Origin of the sequence: Stenotrophomonas sp. NPDC077461 (genome assembly GCF_049545475.1) — a bacterium.
Taxonomy (GTDB): domain Bacteria; phylum Pseudomonadota; class Gammaproteobacteria; order Xanthomonadales; family Xanthomonadaceae; genus Stenotrophomonas; species Stenotrophomonas nematodicola.
The window spans coordinates 897,925-915,827 of the sequence record NZ_JBMWDO010000001.1 but is presented as its reverse complement, the minus strand read 5'-3'; the positions used below and the strand labels follow the sequence as shown (position 1 = coordinate 915,827).

Annotated in this window: 11 protein-coding genes and 1 pseudogene; 3 read left to right on the top strand and 9 right to left on the bottom strand. The window is 67.8% G+C overall.

Annotated elements, in window-relative coordinates; translation table 11 throughout:
- Positions 1-262: 262 nt before the first annotated feature.
- On the top strand, positions 263-1,369 hold the full coding sequence (locus tag ACPEH8_RS04365) for a LacI family DNA-binding transcriptional regulator (RefSeq protein ID WP_423666119.1): 1,107 nt from the start codon (positions 263-265) through the stop codon (positions 1,367-1,369).
- Positions 1,370-1,391: 22 nt separating this feature from the next.
- Here ACPEH8_RS04365 and ACPEH8_RS04360 read toward each other — a convergent pair whose 3' ends face one another.
- From ACPEH8_RS04360 to fusA, 4 genes and pseudogenes are all read right to left on the bottom strand, one after another.
- Positions 1,392-2,573: a serine hydrolase domain-containing protein gene (locus ACPEH8_RS04360; protein ID WP_423666117.1), complete on the bottom strand. Its 1,182-nt coding sequence runs from the start codon at positions 2,571-2,573 to the stop codon at positions 1,392-1,394.
- A gap of 124 nt (positions 2,574-2,697) precedes the next feature.
- Positions 2,698-2,820, bottom strand: coding sequence for a hypothetical protein (locus ACPEH8_RS04355; protein WP_279569869.1), 123 nt, complete (start codon positions 2,818-2,820; stop codon positions 2,698-2,700).
- 14 nt (positions 2,821-2,834) lie between these two features.
- Positions 2,835-3,755, bottom strand: a complete 921-nt coding sequence (locus ACPEH8_RS04350; protein ID WP_166472994.1) for a M14 family metallopeptidase — start codon at positions 3,753-3,755, stop codon at positions 2,835-2,837.
- A gap of 153 nt (positions 3,756-3,908) precedes the next feature.
- Positions 3,909-5,945, bottom strand: a pseudogene (fusA, locus tag ACPEH8_RS04345) (elongation factor G).
- Positions 5,946-6,525: 580 nt separating this feature from the next.
- Here fusA and ACPEH8_RS04340 point away from each other — a divergent pair.
- Positions 6,526-8,724 carry a TonB-dependent siderophore receptor gene (locus tag ACPEH8_RS04340; RefSeq protein ID WP_154081151.1) on the top strand — a complete coding sequence of 733 codons (2,199 nt, stop codon included), beginning with the start codon at positions 6,526-6,528 and terminating at the stop codon, positions 8,722-8,724.
- A 908-nt stretch (positions 8,725-9,632) separates the two neighbouring features.
- On the opposite strand, the gene ACPEH8_RS04335 is transcribed toward ACPEH8_RS04340, so the two are convergent.
- From ACPEH8_RS04335 to ACPEH8_RS04315, 5 genes are all read right to left on the bottom strand, one after another.
- Positions 9,633-10,403, bottom strand: a complete 771-nt coding sequence (locus ACPEH8_RS04335) for a heme ABC transporter ATP-binding protein (protein ID WP_423666115.1) — start codon at positions 10,401-10,403, stop codon at positions 9,633-9,635.
- Positions 10,400-11,443 (bottom strand): FecCD family ABC transporter permease, encoded by a 1,044-nt coding sequence (locus ACPEH8_RS04330; protein ID WP_136004141.1) that lies wholly within the window; start codon positions 11,441-11,443, stop codon positions 10,400-10,402. The genes ACPEH8_RS04335 and ACPEH8_RS04330 overlap by 4 nt, the downstream gene beginning before the upstream one ends.
- On the bottom strand, positions 11,440-12,483 hold the full coding sequence (locus tag ACPEH8_RS04325; protein ID WP_136004139.1) for a heme/hemin ABC transporter substrate-binding protein: 1,044 nt from the start codon (positions 12,481-12,483) through the stop codon (positions 11,440-11,442). Before ACPEH8_RS04325 ends, ACPEH8_RS04330 begins: the two co-directional genes overlap by 4 nt.
- A gap of 45 nt (positions 12,484-12,528) precedes the next feature.
- Entirely contained in the window at positions 12,529-13,911 is a 1,383-nt protein-coding gene (locus tag ACPEH8_RS04320) for a YncE family protein (protein ID WP_153164124.1), read from the bottom strand.
- A gap of 119 nt (positions 13,912-14,030) precedes the next feature.
- Entirely contained in the window at positions 14,031-15,050 is a 1,020-nt protein-coding gene (locus ACPEH8_RS04315) for an alpha/beta hydrolase (RefSeq protein WP_243746347.1), read from the bottom strand.
- 421 nt (positions 15,051-15,471) lie between these two features.
- On the opposite strand from ACPEH8_RS04315, the gene ACPEH8_RS04310 reads away from it, so the two are divergent.
- Positions 15,472-17,880 (top strand): autotransporter outer membrane beta-barrel domain-containing protein, encoded by a 2,409-nt coding sequence (locus ACPEH8_RS04310; protein WP_423666113.1) that lies wholly within the window; start codon positions 15,472-15,474, stop codon positions 17,878-17,880.
- The last annotated feature ends 23 nt before the right edge of the window (positions 17,881-17,903 follow it).

Below are 17,903 nucleotides of genomic sequence, written 5' to 3'. Positions count from 1 at the left end.
CATACGATCGAATGGATGTACCGCCCCTCCTGGGGGCACGTACGGGCGATGCCCGTCTTCCACACCGAACATCGCAGTGCGCGTTGCGCTCACTGCGACGCCAACTCGCTTTCAGACTTGCCAGAACAGCCGCGTGGTAAAGGGGGGGGTACCTGGCGGCCTTACTCCGGCCGAGTGGTAGCGCTACCATCACGTCACGGGCGCAGCCTAATCATCCAGGGTTGCGCTTGTCATCATGCAGCGCAGCAAAGGAATCCATGCCGTGAAAAACAGCCACAGAGCGGTCCGTCGAAAGGCAGGCGCAGTCACCATCGATGACGTCGCGGCGCACGCCGGGCTTTCCGCCATGACGGTGTCACGCGTCATCAACGGCCATGCCGGCGTACGCGACGACAACCGCGAGCGCGTCATGCGCAGCGTGCGTGAACTTGACTACCGGCCCAACCTGGCGGCGAGCGCCTTGGCTGCGGCGCAGCACACCTGCATCGCGTTGATCTATACCAATCCAAGCTCCAGCTACCTGCGCGAGCTCCTGGTCGGTGCGTTGCGCGGATCCACCCGTGCAGCGGCGCAGCTGGTGATCGCCACCTGGGATGACCTGGGCGCCCAGGCACGTCGCCACGCGGCACGGCAACTTTCAGGCAGCGTGGCAGGCGTGATACTGCCGCCGCCCCTGTGCGAGTCGCAGGCCATCGTCGACGAGTTCCTTGCCGCAGGCGTGGCCGTCGTGTCCATCGCGTCCAGCCATTTCAGCGACAGGATGTCCTGCGTGCGCATCGATGACCGGCAGGCAAGCCACGACGTGGTGTCGCATCTGATCGCCCACGGACATACCCGCATCGGCTATATCAAGGGCGATCCAAATCAGACCGCCAGCGCCCACCGATGGCAGGGGTATCGGGATGCGCTGGCCGACGCCGGCATCGGCTACGACGACGCACTCGTCCATGCCGGCTATTTCACGTACCGCTCCGGGCTGGACGCCGCAGAACGGTTGTTGAGCGTGGACGCGCCGCCCACTGCGATCTTCGCCAGCAACGATGACATGGCATCGGCCGTGGTGTCGGTGGCGCATCGCCGCGGCCTGGTGGTGCCGGGTGACCTTTCGGTGGTGGGGTTCGACGACACCTCCGCGTCGACGATGGTATGGCCGGAACTCACCACGGTGCATCAACCGGTGGCGGACATGGCCGACACCGCCATCGACATCCTGTTGCGTGAGATCCGGCGCCCCGCGTCTTCGGGGCACCGCACGGTGAACCATGTGCTCGCGCACCGGTTGATCACGCGCGCGTCCGTAGCGCGACCGCGTCCAGTCCCGGCCATCGCGCCCTCGCGCGACCGTGACGCGTCACGCAAACAGCCCTGATGGCCCCTGCCCCCTCAGCGCGCTACGCGCCTTGGCGGGACAACCCGGCCACCCTCTCCCGCGCGGCAATCCGTTCGACCAGCGTAGTGATGGCCGCCTCCATCGCGCGCGCCGTCTGGTCGCCGCTCTGGTTGGTGATGACGAATATGCCAAGGTCGTACTTTGGCAGGATGTACACGTAGCACTGCGATCGGGGCACGCCGCCATGATGCGCGAAGTAGGTGCCCTTCAACCGGTCGCCGCTGACGATGTTCCAGAAATAACCGATGCTGAACCCGGGATCGAATTCGACGAGCGCGCGACGCGACTCCGTCACGACAGACCCGCCAGACAGCTGGAACCGAAGGTACTTCACCATTTCCGGCACGGTCACCTTCGCGTTCCCGGATGCGCCCCAAGGCAGTTGCGGCATCGGCGTGGTGGGCACCGGGTTGTCACTGTGATAGCCGATCGCAAGCCGGCGGGCCTCCTCGTCGCTCAGCCGGATCCTGACGTCCGTCATCCCTGCGGACTCGGCCAGGTAGCCGCGCAACAAGGACTCATAATCCCTCTTGTAGACCGTCTCCAGAACATGCGCGGCCAGTTCCGTGCCGGTACTGGAGTATGCGTACTCCTTCCCGGGCATGCGGGGAATCCGGGCGCCATGCAGGTCCCTGAAAAAGTCGGCCTTGCCGTAGTGCGCGTAGATGGCATTGAGCTCGCCGGGCGTGCGCTGGTCCGTGAAGTCCGCGAGCACTGTGTTCGCCTCCGCCGGCAGCATGTTCGGCAAGCCGCTCGTATGCGACAGCAGGTGACGGATGCGGATGGGGTCGCCCTTGTACGCCAGGTTCGGATAGGCGTCGTCGAGATACATCCGGATATCATCGTCCAGACGCACCTTGCCCTCCAGAACGGCATTGGCCATCAGGGTGCCTGCCAGTGTCTTGCTCAACGAGCCGATCTCGTAGAGCGTCGCATCGGTTGGCGGACCCGGCGTCCCCGCCTCCATGTCGCCGCGATGTCGAATGAATGCCTTGCCCCTGTACACCACGGCGATCGAGGTCGAGTGGAGCAGCGGCTGCTCGATCAGCGTCGCGGCGACCTCGTCGATGTCCGCGCCGAGGTCCTTCGCCGGGGTCGTCGTGCCCGTGCATCCCGCGACCAGCAGCGCGGCGGACAGCACGATGCAGTACCGCCGCCGAACACGCTTCGAAGTGGATTTCATGCGTGGCGCTCGAAGGAAGAGGTGGCAGGGGCGCTTACGATAGCCGATCGTCGGTGGCGCCGCTTGCGCCGGCACGTGCGTGCAACCGCCACGGTTCCCGCGGCGCCTTCGACCCGCTCCACGGCTAGAATCCTTCGACCTCCAGCACCACCGACCAGCTCGGGAAGGTGCGGATGATGCCCAGCAGGCCCAGCGACAGAATCGCCCGCCAGAGGGGCCGGCCCCAACCGTCGGTTGGGGCCGGCAACTCTGCTGGCCCCCTCAGCGGTGGGCCAGTGCGAAATCCAATGCCGCGCACACTGCGGCAACCTGCGCGTCATTGCACTGCGCCGGGGTGGTGAGCGGGCTGTCCGGGTAGACCTCGGTGGTGGTGGCAAAGCGCGCATCGGTGAAGCCGGCGCAGGCACCGATCGACCGCGACGCCCCCCACACCACGCCCGGGGACTGCAGCGGCATGCCGACGAGATTGCCATCGGCATCGGCCTGGGCGATATGGGTGATCTTCTCCACCGCTGCGATCAGCGCCCGCTGGAACGCCGGCTCGGGATTTTCGCTGTTGCCGATCACATAGAAGCCATCGGGAATGGTCTCCGGCACCAGCAGCCTGCCGTCGCGCGCCGCCAGCGCCGGGTCGAATTCGTTGGCGTCGCTGTCGGTGGTTTCGTGCAGATCCACGTGGACCAGCAGCGTGTCGCCACGCGCGGCGATCCAGCGCATCAGCGCACCGGCCTCCTCGGCGGTGTCGCCGGGGCGGAAGGCCCGGTTGGTATCCAGTGCATCGGGATTCCAGCGCTGGATGCGTTCGTAGCCCCACGGGCTGACGCAGGGCGCCACAAGCAGGTTGATGCGCCCGGCATAGTCGGCCGCCTTCTGCTCCAGGAACAACAGGGCGCCATGCACGCCACTGGTTTCATAGCCGTGCACGCCACCGGTGATCAGCGCCGACGGCAACGCGGGGTCCCAGTCACTGCTGATGGCGGCAAACAGCGGGTAATGGTCCGGCGGGTAGTCGAGCTGCCCGTACTGGACGATCTCAATACGATCGCCAAGCCGCTCCAGTGCCGCCACGACATCGTCGTGATAGCTGCGCTGGCGCTGCTGGCGTGCACGCCAGGCGGCGCGCTCGACGTCACCCCACGGCTGGCCGGGAGTCCCGATCGGATAGAAATGCGCGCTGCTCATCGAAGACTCCCGTACGTTGGACGCGCATTGTATCCGCGCACCACGATCCAGGGCGTGGCCGTGACCAACGAGCCCGACGCGGCAAAGGCGGGCCGCCACAAAAAAAAGGAGGCCGGTGGTCCGGCCTCCTGTTGTTTACCGCGCAATGGCACCCTACGCGACCTGCACTTCCTCATAGCCATTGAAGCGCATGTCGCTGGAAGCGCGCCCCTGGGTCAACGAGCGCAGGGCCGTGGTGTAGCCGGACAGCTTGGCCAGCGGTGCATACCCGAGCACCTCGACCTGGGCGCCGCGGTCTTCGATGGACGCGACCCGGCCATTACGGCGATTGAGATCGCCCACCACGTCGCCGACGTTGGCCGACGGGGCATGGATGGCCACTTCCATCACCGGCTCCAGCAGACGTGTGCCCGCCCTCGCCAGCGCGGCCTTGATCGCCTCGCTGCCGGCGCGATGGAACGCCATGTCCGAGGAATCTTTGGCATGGGTCTGGCCGTCGGTCAGGGTCACCTCGAGCCCCACCACCGGATGTCCACGCGGGCCCTCTTCAAGCGCCGCACGCACACCCTTCTCCACCGCTGCCACGAACGTCTTCGGGATCACGCCACCGACCGTCCGGTCGATGAAACGGATCTCGCCGCCGTCGATGGGCACCACGTCGATCAGCACCCGCGCGAACTGGCCCTGGCCGCCGGTCTGCTTGGCGACCTTGCCTTCCACGCCCTGCACTGCCTGTGCAGGGGTTTCCTGGTAGGCCACCCGTGGCGCCCCGGTGCGTACCGGCACATTCCACTCGCTGCGCAGTCGTTCGACCATCACCTCCAGGTGCAGCTCGCCCATGCCCCAGATCAGGGTTTCCCCGGTCACCGCGTCGGTGGAGACGTGGAACGAGGGGTCTTCCTGCGCCAGGCTCGACAAGCCCTGGCTCATCCGGATCAGGTCCGACGCCTTGTCCGCATTCAACCGCCAGGCCAGTACTGCGTGCTGGGCCTGGATGGCATCAAGCAGCAACGGCGCGGACGGGGCGCTGAGCGTTTCGCCGCTCACCGCATCCTTCCACCCGATCACCGCCACGATGTCGCCGGCCACGGCTTCCTTGATGTCATGGGTCTGGTCGGCCTGCACACGCACCAGCCGGCCGATCCGACGCCCCTGCGCATGCTGCGAACTGGCCACGCTGTCACCCACCTTTACCGTGCCCGAGTACAGCCGGATGAAGCTCAACGCCCCGTGGCTCTGGTGCGTGATCTTGAACAGCAGCGCGGCCAGCGGACCCTTCGGATCCGGCGGCAACAGCACCTCGCTGCCGTCACGCATGGCCACGACCGGCGGGCGATCCAAGGGCGACGGCAGGAAATCGACGACCGCATCCAGCAGCGTGTCGATGCCTTAGCTCTTGAATGCCGCACCGGCCAGCACCGGCACGCCGGCACCGGCCAGCGTGGCCCGGCGCAGGGCCGCGCGCAGCTGCGCATCGTCGATCTCGCGACCTTCCAGCCAGGCTTCACCGAGCGCGTCATCGTGGTCGGCGACCGCTTCGATCAGGTCCAGCCGGCGGGGCTGCCACTGCACGGCCTGCTCGGCCGTCCAGGCAGTCCGCACCGGCGTGCCGGTGTCGTCCCATTCGACGATCTCGCGGGCAATCAGGTCCACCCAGCCGTGGAACCGGCTTTCCACGCCCAGCGGCCAGCCGATCGCCCACGGACGCGCCTGCAGCTTGTCCTGCAGCTGCGCCAGCACGCGCTCGAAGGACGCACCGATGCGATCCATCTTGTTGACGAACGCAATCAGCGGCACGCCATGACGGCGCGCCTGGTGCCAGACAGTCTCGGACTGCGGCTGCACGCCGTCCACGGCAGAAAACACGGCCACGGCGCCGTCGAGGACGCGCAGCGAACGCTCCACTTCGATGGCGAAATCGATATGGCCGGGCGTGTCGATCAGGGTCAGGCGATGGTCGCCCTCGCCGCGGGGAGACCAGTGCGCCTGCACGGCGGCCGCACCGATGGTGATGCCACGCTCGCGTTCGATCGCCGAGAAGTCGGTGGTGGCAGCGCCGTCATGGACTTCGCCGACGCGGCGGATCTCGCCGGTTTTCCACAGCAGGCGTTCGGTAAGTGTGGTTTTGCCGGCGTCGATGTGGGCGATGATGCCCAGGTTGCGCCAGTGGGAAAGAGAATGGGTGTTCATGGGGTGTGCTCTCGTCGCCAACATCAAGGAGCCGCACGCCGCCGTTGGCTAACGGGCGTGCGGCCAGGTTTGGGGCTCGGCGGTCTGGTGCATGACACGTTCTCCTTTGCATCGGTTGTGTAACGCGGAAACGAAAAGAGCGCCCGATGGGCGCTCTCTCTGGGGGTCTTCAGGTGACCGGAAACCGGTCAGCCGCCTGATGAGCCGCAGGGCAGACGCGCCCGTCCCGCGTGTTCGCGGGTCTGGATAAAAAACGTCAGGAGCGGCATCGAGGTCATGGCAGCGGCGGGTGGGGTGTGTGCGCGCATTGTAGGCCTCTGCCCGCGACACGCAAGTGAGTTTTGCGCGCACCACTGGAACAATGAGTGCAGCTCAACTCATACATTGATCCAGGTGGAACAAATGCGACCCGTTCCGGTCCGCATATGCGAATGGGTCGCAATTGCATATCTTTCCCAACAACTTAGAATGGCAGGGTGACCGCGTCATCCGACGACGGCATCGATGCTGGTGGCGGCCGCTGGCCGTGTGCGTATGGCCAGCGTCTGCGCCCTCTCCTTCCGTGTCCCGAGTTCCGTCCATGTCCCCCACCCCCGTCTCGCCCCGCAGACTGCGTCCCGATCTGCTCGCCCTGGCCTGCGTCTTTGCCTGCCTGCCCGTCGCCTCCGCGTTGGCGCAGAGCGCCACTGAGCTCGATGCCGTCCGCGTCAATGCCTACCGTGCCGCCAACAGCACCAGCGGCGCCACCAAGACCAGCACCTCCCTTGCCGAGACACCCCAGTCGGTGTCGGTGATCGAGCGCGCCGAGCTGGATGCGCGCGGCGTGCAGTCGCTCAACGATGCAATGCGCTATGTGGCCGGTGTCAGCCTGGAAAGCAGCGGCATCGACAATCGTGTCGACGATTTCCGCATCCGCGGTTTCGACGCCGGCAGCTGGGCCAACAACGTCACCCTCGACGGGATGCGCGCGCCACAGGGCAGCCAGTGGAACCGCAGCATGTTCGACAGCTGGAACCTCGAGCGTGTTGAAGTGCTCAAGGGTCCTTCGGCCGTGATGTACGGCCAGGTGGCCCCAGGCGGCATGGTCAACCAGGTGAGCAAGACGCCCACCCCCGACCAGGTGCAGCAGCTGCGTCTCGGGCTGGATGCCCACGGCCAGTACAGCGCCGCGTTCGACGTCGGCACCGGCAGCACCGGCAACGATCACCTGGTACGCCTGGTGGGCCTGTACCGCGACGGCGATACGCAGATCAAGCACACCGCACAGGAGCACTGGTTCCTGGCACCGAGCTACACCTGGCAGATCGCCGAGCACACCCGCCTGACCCTGCTCGGGCTGTATCAGAAGGACAACGGCGGCTCGACGTACCAGTTCCTGCCGATGGCGGGCACCCTCGACGCCACGCGCTACGGCCACATGAAGAACAGCACCTTCATCGGCGAGCCCGACTGGAACACCTTCAACCGCACGCTGTGGACGGCTGGATGGATGGTCGAGCACCGGTTCAACGACCACATCACGCTGAGCCAGAGCGCGCGCCGGACCCATGTCGATTCGCTGTACCGCGGCGTGGTCACCTTCGGCGCGCTCAATGCCGATGGCCGCACGCAGAACCGCCGTGGTGTGCAGGGCACCGGCGATTCCGACGGCGATACGTTCGACACCCGCCTGCAGGCCCGCTTCGCCACGGGCGGCGTGGACCACACCCTGCTGTTCGGCTGGGACTGGCAGCGTGCGGACTGGGAGGGCGTGCGTACGGCCATGTCCAGCCCGCGCCCGATCGACATCTTCAACCCGGTCCATTCCCCCTACCGGCCCACTGCCACCACGGAAACGCCGACGGCCGGCGTCAACCGCCAGAGCGGTGTATACCTGCAGGACCAGATGTCACTGGGCCACTGGCGCCTCACGCTGGGCGGCCGCTACGACTGGACCAAGGACGACGCCACCAGCGCCAATCGCAACATCGCCACCGGCATCTCCCAGCCCGGCGGGCGCAACGTGATCAAAAGCGAGGCGTTCACCGGCCGTGCCGGCGTGCTGTATGTGTTTGAGAACGGCCTGACGCCGTACATCAGCTATGCCGAGTCCTTCCAGCCCTCGACCAAGTCGCCGCTGGACAGCTTCACACACACCGCCTTCGAGCCGGTGACCGGTTCACAGTGGGAAGCGGGCGTGAAGTACCAGCCGGCAGCCGTGGATGGCCTGGTGACTCTGTCGGTGTATGACCTGCGCCAGCAGAACATGATCGTTGACGATCCGATTGCCAGCCATCGCAACTGCGGTGCAACCGGCACCGCGACCTGCTCCATCCAGGGCGATGAAGGACGTGTGCGCGGCATCGAGCTGGAGGGCCGCATCACGCCGATCGAGGGCTTCAGTCTGATCGGCGCGGCATCGCGCATGGATTCGGAGATGATCCGTTCGGCGCCCTACAAGGGCAGGCAGCTGGCGATGGTGCCGGACTACACCGCCTCGTTCTGGGCCGACTACACCGTCCAGGGCGGCGCGCTCGCCGGGCTGAGTCTGGCGGCGGGCGCGCGCTACAACGGAGCCAGCTACGGCGACAGCGCCAACCTGTACCGGATTCCGTCGTACACCCTGTTCGATGCGGCGATCCGCTACGACCTGGGTCAGGTTGGCAGCACCCGCGTGCTGCTCGCGCTCAATGCGAGCAATCTGGCCGACAAGCGCTTCGTGTCCACGTGCACCGGAGTGTCCTCGTGCTACTACGGCAGCGGACGCAGCGTGATGGCCACAGCCACGTTCGGCTGGTAACCGCCGCGCTTCCGGTAGCGCCGCCCTCTGGTCGGCTGCTCTGGACGGTGATCGTGTGTCGGTAGCCGCAGCCGGGCAGAGCCCGGCTCTACGGGGTGACGGTGCGTCGCGCTGGTGTAGAGCCGGCCTCTGGTCGGCGGCTGTGGACGGTGATTGTGCGTCGGTGGCCGCAGCCGGGCAGAGCCCGGCTCTACGGGGTGACGGCGCGTCGCGCTGGTGTAGAGCCGCCCTCTGGTCGGCTGCTGTGGACGGTGATTGTGCGTTGAAGGCCCCAGCCGGGCAGAGCCCGGCTCTACGGGGTGGCGGCGCGTTGCGCTGGTGTAGAGCCGCCCTCTGGTCGGCTGCTGTGGACGGTGATTGTGCGTTGAAGGCCGCAGCCGGGCAGAGCCCGGCGCTACGGGGGTGGCGGTGCGTCGTGCTGGTGTAGCGCCGCCCTCTGGTCAGCTGCTGTGGACGGTGATCGTGTGTCGGTGGCCACAGCCGGGCAGAGCCCGGCTCTACCTGGGTGACAGCGCGCCGCGCTGGTGTAGAGCCGCCCTCTGGTCGGCTGCTTTGGACGGTGATCGTGCGGCGGTGGCCGCAGCCGGGCAGAGCCCGGCGCTACGTGGGTGGCGGCGCGTCGCTCTGGTGTAGAGCCGCCCTCTGGTCGGCTGCTTTGGACGGTGATTGTGCGTTGAAGGCCCCAGCCGGGCAGAGCCCGGCTCTACGGGGTTGGCGGCGCGTCGCGCTGGTGTAGAGCCGCCCTCTGGTCGGCTGCTGTGGACGGTGATCGTGTGTCGGTGGCCGCAGCCGGGCAGAGCCCGGCTCTACGGGGTGGCGGTGCGTCGTGCTGGTGTAGAGCCGCCCTCTGGTCGGCTGCTTTGGACGGTGATTGCGCGTTGAAGTCCCCAGCCGGGCAGAGCCCGGCGCTACGTGGGGTCTGCTACTACTACCAGGGGTACGCCGCGCTGCGGATGCTGCAGCACGATCACCGGTTGCTGGTAGACGCGACCCAGCGTCGCCTCGGTCAGTACGTCGGCCGGGGCGCCATCGGCCGCCACCCTGCCCTGCTCCAGCAGCACGATGCGGTCGGCATGGCCCGCCGCAAGATTCAGGTCGTGCAACACCACGATCACGCACGCACCGGCGTCGGCCAGGGCGCGCACGCTGCGCAGCGTGCGCTCCTGGTGGCGCAGATCCAGTGCCGCGGTAGGTTCGTCCAAAAGCAGCAACGGCGTCTGCTGGGCCAGGACGCGCGCGAAGGTGGTGCGTGCCGATTCGCCGCCCGACAACTGCTGCACCTCGCGCAGGCGGAGGGCCTGCAGTTCGGCGGCGTCGATGGCCTGCTCCACCTGCGCATCATCCACCACGGGATCCGGCGGATGCGGCAAGCGCCCCATCGCCACCACCTCCTCGACGCTGAAGGCGAACCGCACGCCGTGCTCCTGCGGCATCACTGCGCGCTCGCGGGCCAATGCGCCCGCCGTATAGCCGGCCAACGGCCAACCCTGCAGCAGCACCTCCCCCGCGTCGGGCCGCAGGTCGCCTGCCGCCACCGCCAGCAATGTCGATTTGCCGGCGCCGTTCGGACCCACCAGGGCGGTCACCGTGCCTGGCACGAAATCCAGCGCGATGCCGTGCAGAATCTCCCGCTGCTGGCGGCGCACGATCACTCCGCGCATCCGCAGCAGCGCGCTCATGGGGTGTCCTTGCGGCGCTGCTGCAGCACCAGCCACAGGAAGAACGGCGCGCCCAGCGCGGCCGAGAACAGTCCAAGCGGAATCTCCGCCGGCGGATCCAGCGTGCGCGCGGCGGTATCGGCAATCACGATCAGCACCGCGCCGAGGATGCCCGATACCGGCAACAGCCAGCGATGCCCCGGCCCCACCAGCATCCGCGCCACGTGGGGCACCACCAGTCCAACGAAGCTCACCGAGCCCGCGAAGGCGACCGCCGCGCCAACCAGCAGTGCGCTGAAGGCCACCAGGCGCCGCCGCGTGCGTGCCACGTCCAGCCCCAGGTGCTGCGCCTGGCGCTCACCGAGAGCCAGCATGTCCAGCGGCGTCGCCAGACGTTGCAGGGCCAGCGCACCGATCGCGAAGAACGGCACCACCGCCACCACATCAGGCCAGCTTGCGCGCGCCAGTGAACCCATCTGCCAGAACACCAGCGACTGCAGCTCGCTTTCGCTGGCGATGTACGTAAGGAATCCGATCAGTGCCGAGCAGAACGCCGCCATCGCGATGCCCACCAGCAACAGCGTGGCATTGCCACTGCCCTTGCCCGGCCGCGCCAGCGCGTAGGTCAGACCGATGGCCAGCGCGCCACCGACAAAGGCGGCTACCGGCACGATCCACCCCGCCGCCCCGGCCGCGCCCAGCACGATGGCGGCCACCGCGCCCAGCGCCGCGCCCTGGCTGACACCCACGATGCCCGGATCAGCCAGCGGGTTGCCGAACAGGCCCTGCAGGCTCGCGCCGGCCATCGCCAGTGCCGCGCCGACCATCGCGCCGAGCAACGCGCGCGGTATGCGCAGTTGCCAGACCACCGCGAGATCCCGGGCGCTGACCGATTGCGGGTCCGCCAGCCCCAGCTTCACCCCGATCGCCTGCAGCACCTCCAGCGGCGGCAAGCGCAACGGCCCCACCGCGAACGAGGCCAGCACGGCCAGCAGCAGCGCCGCGGCAGCCAGCAGCAGCATGCCGCGGCCCCGGCGACGACGGCGGTCGGCAGGACTCATGCCGGCGGCAGCGCCGCCAACGCCTTGGCCAGCGCAAGCGCCCCGACGCCGGACCCGACGCTCGCGTACTTGAGCTGCACGTCCGGCATCACCCAGACGCGATTGGCCTGCCCGGCCGGCGTCTGCCTGAGCGTGGGATACGCCTTCCACAGGCCCTCGGCGCCGCCGAACAGGGCCAGATCGTGCCCGGTCACCAGAATCACCTCAGGTGCCGCCGCGAGCACGCCTTCATTGCTCAATGCCGAGTAATTCGCCACCCCGGCCTCGGTGCCGATGTTGACCCCACCGGCCAGCGCAATCAGTCTGGCCGACGCGCTGTCCGCACCGGCGACGGTCGGTGCGCCACCGGCACCGGTCGCCGATACATGGATGACCCGCGCGGCGCGGCCGCTGGCCGTGCCGATGGCGGCGGCCTCGTCCAGCTGCTGCTGCACCTGACCGGCCAACTGCACACCCGCGTCGGCCAGACCGACGGCGGCGGCAATCTTGCGCACCTTGTCCGGCGCGGCCTGCAGATCGTCCACCACCACCGCCGGCTCACCGACCGCACGCAGCTTCTGCGCCAGTTCGGTATGGCGGCGCAGACTGTTGCCCAGGAACAGCGAGCCCTGCAGGCTCAGCACGCCCTCCACACCCGTGGTGCGGTTGAACAGGAACTGATGCGGCGCGGCGCGACCGCTTTCCGTGGTGGTGTTCTTCGGTGCGGCAAACACCTGCTTGCCCAGTCCCAGCGCATCGAGCACCGCGATCACGTCGTCGCCGCCCACAATGATCCTGCTGGTGTCGTCGACCGTGACCGTGGCACCGTCGTCGGACTGCACCGTGGCCGGCAATACGGCGGCCTGCCCTGCGAGGGTCGGCAGCGCCCCGCCGTCCACACGCGTCCAGCCCGCCGGCAAGGCGCCGGCATCCTCGGCCGTCGTCGCCTGGGGCGTGGCGGCAGCCGTGTCGGCCGCCGGCGGCGTCGCCGTTCCACCACAGGCCGTCAATGCGACTGCCAGCGCAAGCGGCAGCAGCCGCATGGAACCCATCGTTTTCATCATTGCTCCTTCGGCAGGGCGGCCGGCGGCCGCCCTGCACGGTAGTTACTGGCTGCGCAAAGCAAGGCGCGTGATGCGGTCACCCTTGGGGTCTTCGGCGCCACGCGACTTGTTCACAGCGAACACGTTGCCCTTGCCATCGGCACGCACATGGTTGGGGAAGGTGCCACCGTCGAGGTTGCCGACGATCCTGCCCTCGCCATTGACCACGGTCACCGTGCCGGCACCGCGATTGGTCACATAGGCCAGGCCGGAAACCGGCTCGAAGGCCACATTGAGCGCGCCTGCACCCACCGGCACGTCATGCAGCACCTTGCCACTGGCAACATCCACGATCAGCAGGTTGTCGCTGCCCTGCGAGGCCACGAACAGGCGATCGTGCCTGGCGTCATAGGCGACACCGGAGGCGCTGATCGAATTGCCGAGCGCGATGACCTTGTCGACCTTGCCGCTGGCCACATCGATGACCGCCGCTTCCGGCGTGCCGATGCTCACGGTGAACAGCTTGCCGCTGGCCTCGTCGAGCACCAGACTCATTGGCACGAACTTCGCGTCGTCCACGCCAGAGGCCAGCGTGATCGGCTCCAGCGCCTTGAAGGTTTTCGCATCGAACACCGACAGATGGTCTTCGCCGGTAGCCGAGGCGATCACCTTGCCGCGTTTGGTGTCCACGACCACGTCGCGGGCGTGCGGCACGGTGCCGACCGGGAACTGGTGCACCAGGCCCAGATCCGACTGCCGGTACACCGCCACAGTATCCTGGCGGGTATTGGTCACCCAGACATGTCCATTGGCATCGTCCACGCCCACGCCGTACACGGCGAACACGCTGCCGCCCTTGGCGTCGGGCACCTGCGCCGGGGTGATCGCCTTGATCACGTTCAGACGCGTCGGGTCCACCTTGAGCAGCTGCGACTGGGTGACCGGCGGGCGGCCGACTGCCGACGTGACGAACACGGCGTTGCTGGCCGGGCTGTATGCGCTCTGATACAGGCCCTGCACGAGCTTCGCCGACGACTGGTTGAATGCCTGCTGGCCACTCAACGGCAGGTTCGGCGACACCCGCAGCGACAGCACGGCCGCCGCATCGGGCTGGCTGGCGCGCACCACCACCGGGTGCTGGCCCGGCACTGCGTCGGCCGGGATGGCGATGGTGGCCTTGAAGTTGCCCTGCTCATCGACCACGTACGGGGTTGCGTTGAGCACGGTGTCGCCGCGCAGCAGGGTCACCCGCTGGCCCGGCACGAACTGGCGACCGGTCACATCGGCCTGGGTGCCAGGCACCACATTCTCGCCGCGGCTGCTGACCTGGCCGCGGAAGCCATTGGCAGGCGTGTCGAACACCGGCTGCGCGAATGCGCTGCTGGTGGCCATCGACAGCGCGAGCGCCAGGGTGGCCAGGCGCGGCAGGGAGTTGGGTTTGTACATGGCAGTAACCTTCTGTTGGGGGCGCGCATCCGGCGCGTTGTCACAGGGATTGCCTCGGCGTGGCCGCGATCCATTGCGGCGGTGGCACGGGGCCACGGGTCTGCCTGGGTAGGAAAGACTCAATCGTCGGTGTGCGTCGCCGGCGTCGCCGCAGGCATCGCGCTGCGGTCGGCGATGCCGTACAGCGCGGTGAGCGCGGCCTTCAGGGATGCCGGCAACATCGGGCCGTGGCCGAGACCGGCGAACTCGCGATACGTGACGTGAAGGCCAGGCACCTCCTCCAGGCGTCGGCTCAACTGGTAGGCCGCGTCCGGCGCGGCCCCCCCGATGCGGCGCAGGTGCGCCACCACGCGGGGGTTGGTGAGATCGCGCACACCGCGGTTCCCGCGGCGCTCATCACCGCCAAGCATCAGCGTGAGCTGCGCCGGCGTGCCGCGATAGCTCCCCAGGAACTGCTGCTCCATCGCACCCTGCGGTGCACCCTGGCTCCACCACAGCGAGGGGCTGGCACTGATGTAGTGCTGGAATGCGGTCGGGTGCGTGTACAGCGTGCTGAGCACGAACAGGCCGCCCAGCGAATGGCCCCAAAGCGACTGCTGCTGCGTATCGATCGGCGTGCGGCGCTGCACCTCGGGCTTGATGCGCTGCGCGATCACGTCGTAGAACGCGGCCGCGCCTCCCCCAACGGATTGCACGCTGCCGTTCCCGTCGTCGGCCGTATCGACCCAGGCCGTGTAATCGAGCGTGCGTGCCTGTGAATCGATGCGCAGGTCGTTGTCGTAGCCGATGAACACCAGTACGGGCGCCTTGCCCGCGGCCAACTCGCTGAGAATGCCCTGGTCGAACACCATCGCTGCAGCGTTGCCGTCTAGCATGTACAGCACCGGCGCGGGTGCGGTCGACGATGCCGTCGGCACCCCCAGATGGATACGCCAGCGACGGGTGTGGTCGGCGTTGTCGATCACGAAACGCTCGAAACGATAGCTCTGCGCCGGCTCGTCCAATACGGTGTGGCCGACCTTCTGCAGCGGATTGCGCTGCTGGGCCGCAGCGGGGGTCGAAACCGACAGGCCGATGGCGCACGCCAGCACGGCAAAGCAGTGCCATGCGGCCAACGGGGCAATCAGGATTCTGGACACGACAGGACACTCGTTCAGGGGCGCGGATCGCACCGCCCGCCGTGACGCGCGAGCGGAATTCATGACGCCAGTGTAACCCAAATGCGAATGGGTATCACTGGCATCGATGCAATCACGGTGGCGGCGTCATGCCGTGTTCACCCGTTCATCACGACGACGCGCGCATTAGTCTTCGCGCCTGCCGGGGGGAGGCGTGCCACACCTCGCTCATCTTCGAGCGACGCGGCACAGCATCGCGTCGCCGACATCACTGTGCACCGGTCGTTCTTGTCATCAGGAGCCCGTCGTCATGGTACCAGCGCACCCGCGTTCCCCCACACGCTCAATCACCCGGGACCTTCGCCCCATACGCGGATGCACCGCGCTTGCCTCGGCCATTGCCCTGAGCCTCCTCTTCGTACACAAGGCAGCCGCCCAGGCAGTGGTGGTGCAACCCGGCCAGACGGTCACGCTGGTACCGGGCAGCGCGAATGAAGGGCGCGACTTCAACGTGCTCGGCACCCTCACCGTTCGTGGCGCACGCGTCGGTGCGATCGAAACCATCAACGGCAGCGGCGCGGTTGTGACCCTCGATGGAGCCACTGCCAGTGGCAGGGTAGCGTCCTATCAGGCCACGGTGACCGTTCGGGATTCGGTCATCACCACCACCGACACCAGCCCCGGGGCCAGCGGCTATGCCACCATCACCCACGGCCTGGCAAGCGGCGGCGCCGACGCGCCCAGAAGCGTCCTCACGCTGGTCAACAGCCAGATCACCGGCGGCACCGGCGGGCTGCAGTTCGCCGCCGGCGGAATCGTCAACGTGGCGGGCAGCACGCTGACCGGCGGCGCCAACGGCGCCCGTGCCATTGCAGGCTCCGCCGAGTTCCGCGCGGGCTCCAGGGTCATCGGCGGCACCAACGGCCTGCTGATGACGGTCACGGCCAGAAACCAGCCCATCAATTCCACGCCCGACGACTGGTACGTGCTCGTCGATGGCAGCACCGTGCAGGGACAGACGGGCAGCGCCATCCGGGTCAACCCGAACCTCACGCCGGAACTGGCGCGCATCACGGTGCAGAACGACGCAACACTGCTGGGCGGGAACGGCAACCTGGTCGAGGTGGCCGCCAATGCAGCGCTCGACTTCACGGCCCGCACCAGCACTCTCGCGGGCGATTTCATCATGGATGCCGCCGCCGGCGACACCACGCTGCGGTTTCTGGACGGTCTGCGGCTGACGGGCCGCGTGCGGGGTGGCGCAGACGTCATCGTCGACCAGGGCGGCCGCTGGCTGCTCAGCGGGAACAGCAACACCGGCAACCTGACCCTGGGCGCAGGCAGCGACATCCTGCTGGGCGACGCGGGCCAGTTCGCACAGCTCACCGTTGTCGGCAACTACATCGGCCAGGGCGGCACGCTGCATTTCAATACCGTGCTTGCCGACGATGCGGGCGACACGTCCACGTTGCGCGTGACCGGTGCGACGGGCGGTACCACGCAGGTCGCCGTGACCAACATCAACGGTGCCGGCGCACAGACCGTCAACGGCATCCGCCTGGTCCGGGTCGAAGGAGCCTCCAACGGTCGATTCGTGCTGCAGGGACGTGCCATCGGTGGCATGTACGAGTACTTCCTGCACAAAGGCACCGATGCCGCGCCGGCCAATGGCAACTGGTACCTGCGCTCGACCTATACCGGCAACCCCTGCGATATCAACCCGGATGCGCCGGGTTGCGTGCCGGTGATACCTGTCGATCCGGTGGATCCCGTCGATCCGGTGGACCCGGTGGACCCGGTGGACCCCGTGGACCCCGTGGACCCCGTCGATCCAGTAGATCCGTCGGATCCGGTCATCCCGGTGGATCCCGTCGACCCCGTTGATCCGGTCGACCCCATTGACCCCGACCCTGCCGACCCCGTTCCGGTGCTCCGCCCCGAACCGGGGGCGTACCTGGCCAATCAGGCGGCCGCTGTGCAGATGTTCCAGCTGCGCCGCCACGACCGCGGCGCGCCGGGGCTGGATGGCGAAAGCAACGGCACCTGGATCCTGGGCAGGCGCGATCAGCTGCAGGCCACCATCGCCGGCCAGGTGGACACCACCACCCACACCGACGCAGTGCATCTGGGTACCGATCTCTGGCGGTGGGGCCAGCGCGGACGCGGCCAGATCGGACTGATGCTGGCCACCGGCCAGGCAAGGACCGAGGCGCGCTCGCAGCTCTCCGGTTACCGCACCCGCGGCAAGGTCCGCGGCGACGCGGTCGGCCTGTACGCGGGCTGGGTGCAGGACAGCGACAGCCGTCGTGGCGCGTATGTGGATGCCTGGGCCCAGTACGCGCGCTTTGACAACGAGGTGCAGGGCGACAGCCTGACGAAGGAGACCTACGACGCCCGCAGCCGCAGCGCATCGCTGGAAGCAGGCTACGCTTGGCGGCTGCACGCCTCGGATGAGGGCGAACTGTATCTGCAGCCGCAGGTGCAGCTGGTCTATACCGACATCACCAGCGATCGCGTGCAGGAGGCCAACGGCACCCTCGTCGAAGACGACACCGCCGGTGGCCTGCAGAGCCGCGTGGGCCTGCGCCTGTTCGGCAATCGCATCGGTGCGGGCAACCGGGTCCAACCGTTCCTGGCGATCAACTGGCTGCACAGCGCCCGCGCTGAAGTGCTGCGTTTCAATGCCGAACGTCTCGATGCGGATCTGCCTGACAGCCGCTATGAGGCCCAGGCCGGCGCCCAGCTGCAGCTGGGTCAGCGGTGGCTGGCGTGGGGTGACCTGCGGGTTCAGCGCGGCAACAACGGCTATCGCGATGCCGCCGCGCAGATCGGCCTGCGGGCGGCATGGTGACGTGAACGGCCGGAGCGTGCGCG

Excerpts from the sequence above, each read along its gene's own strand:
- ACPEH8_RS04360 (WP_423666117.1), bottom strand. The coding sequence starts at position 2,573 with ATGAAATCCACTTCGAAGCGTGTTCGGCGGCGGTACTGCATCGTGCTG.
- ACPEH8_RS04350 (WP_166472994.1), bottom strand. The coding sequence starts at position 3,755 with ATGAGCAGCGCGCATTTCTATCCGATCGGGACTCCCGGCCAGCCGTGG.
- ACPEH8_RS04340 (WP_154081151.1), top strand. The coding sequence starts at position 6,526 with ATGTCCCCCACCCCCGTCTCGCCCCGCAGACTGCGTCCCGATCTGCTC.
- ACPEH8_RS04335 (WP_423666115.1), bottom strand. The coding sequence starts at position 10,403 with ATGAGCGCGCTGCTGCGGATGCGCGGAGTGATCGTGCGCCGCCAGCAG.
- ACPEH8_RS04330 (WP_136004141.1), bottom strand. The coding sequence starts at position 11,443 with ATGAGTCCTGCCGACCGCCGTCGTCGCCGGGGCCGCGGCATGCTGCTG.
- ACPEH8_RS04325 (WP_136004139.1), bottom strand. The coding sequence starts at position 12,483 with ATGAAAACGATGGGTTCCATGCGGCTGCTGCCGCTTGCGCTGGCAGTC.
- ACPEH8_RS04320 (WP_153164124.1), bottom strand. The coding sequence starts at position 13,911 with ATGTACAAACCCAACTCCCTGCCGCGCCTGGCCACCCTGGCGCTCGCG.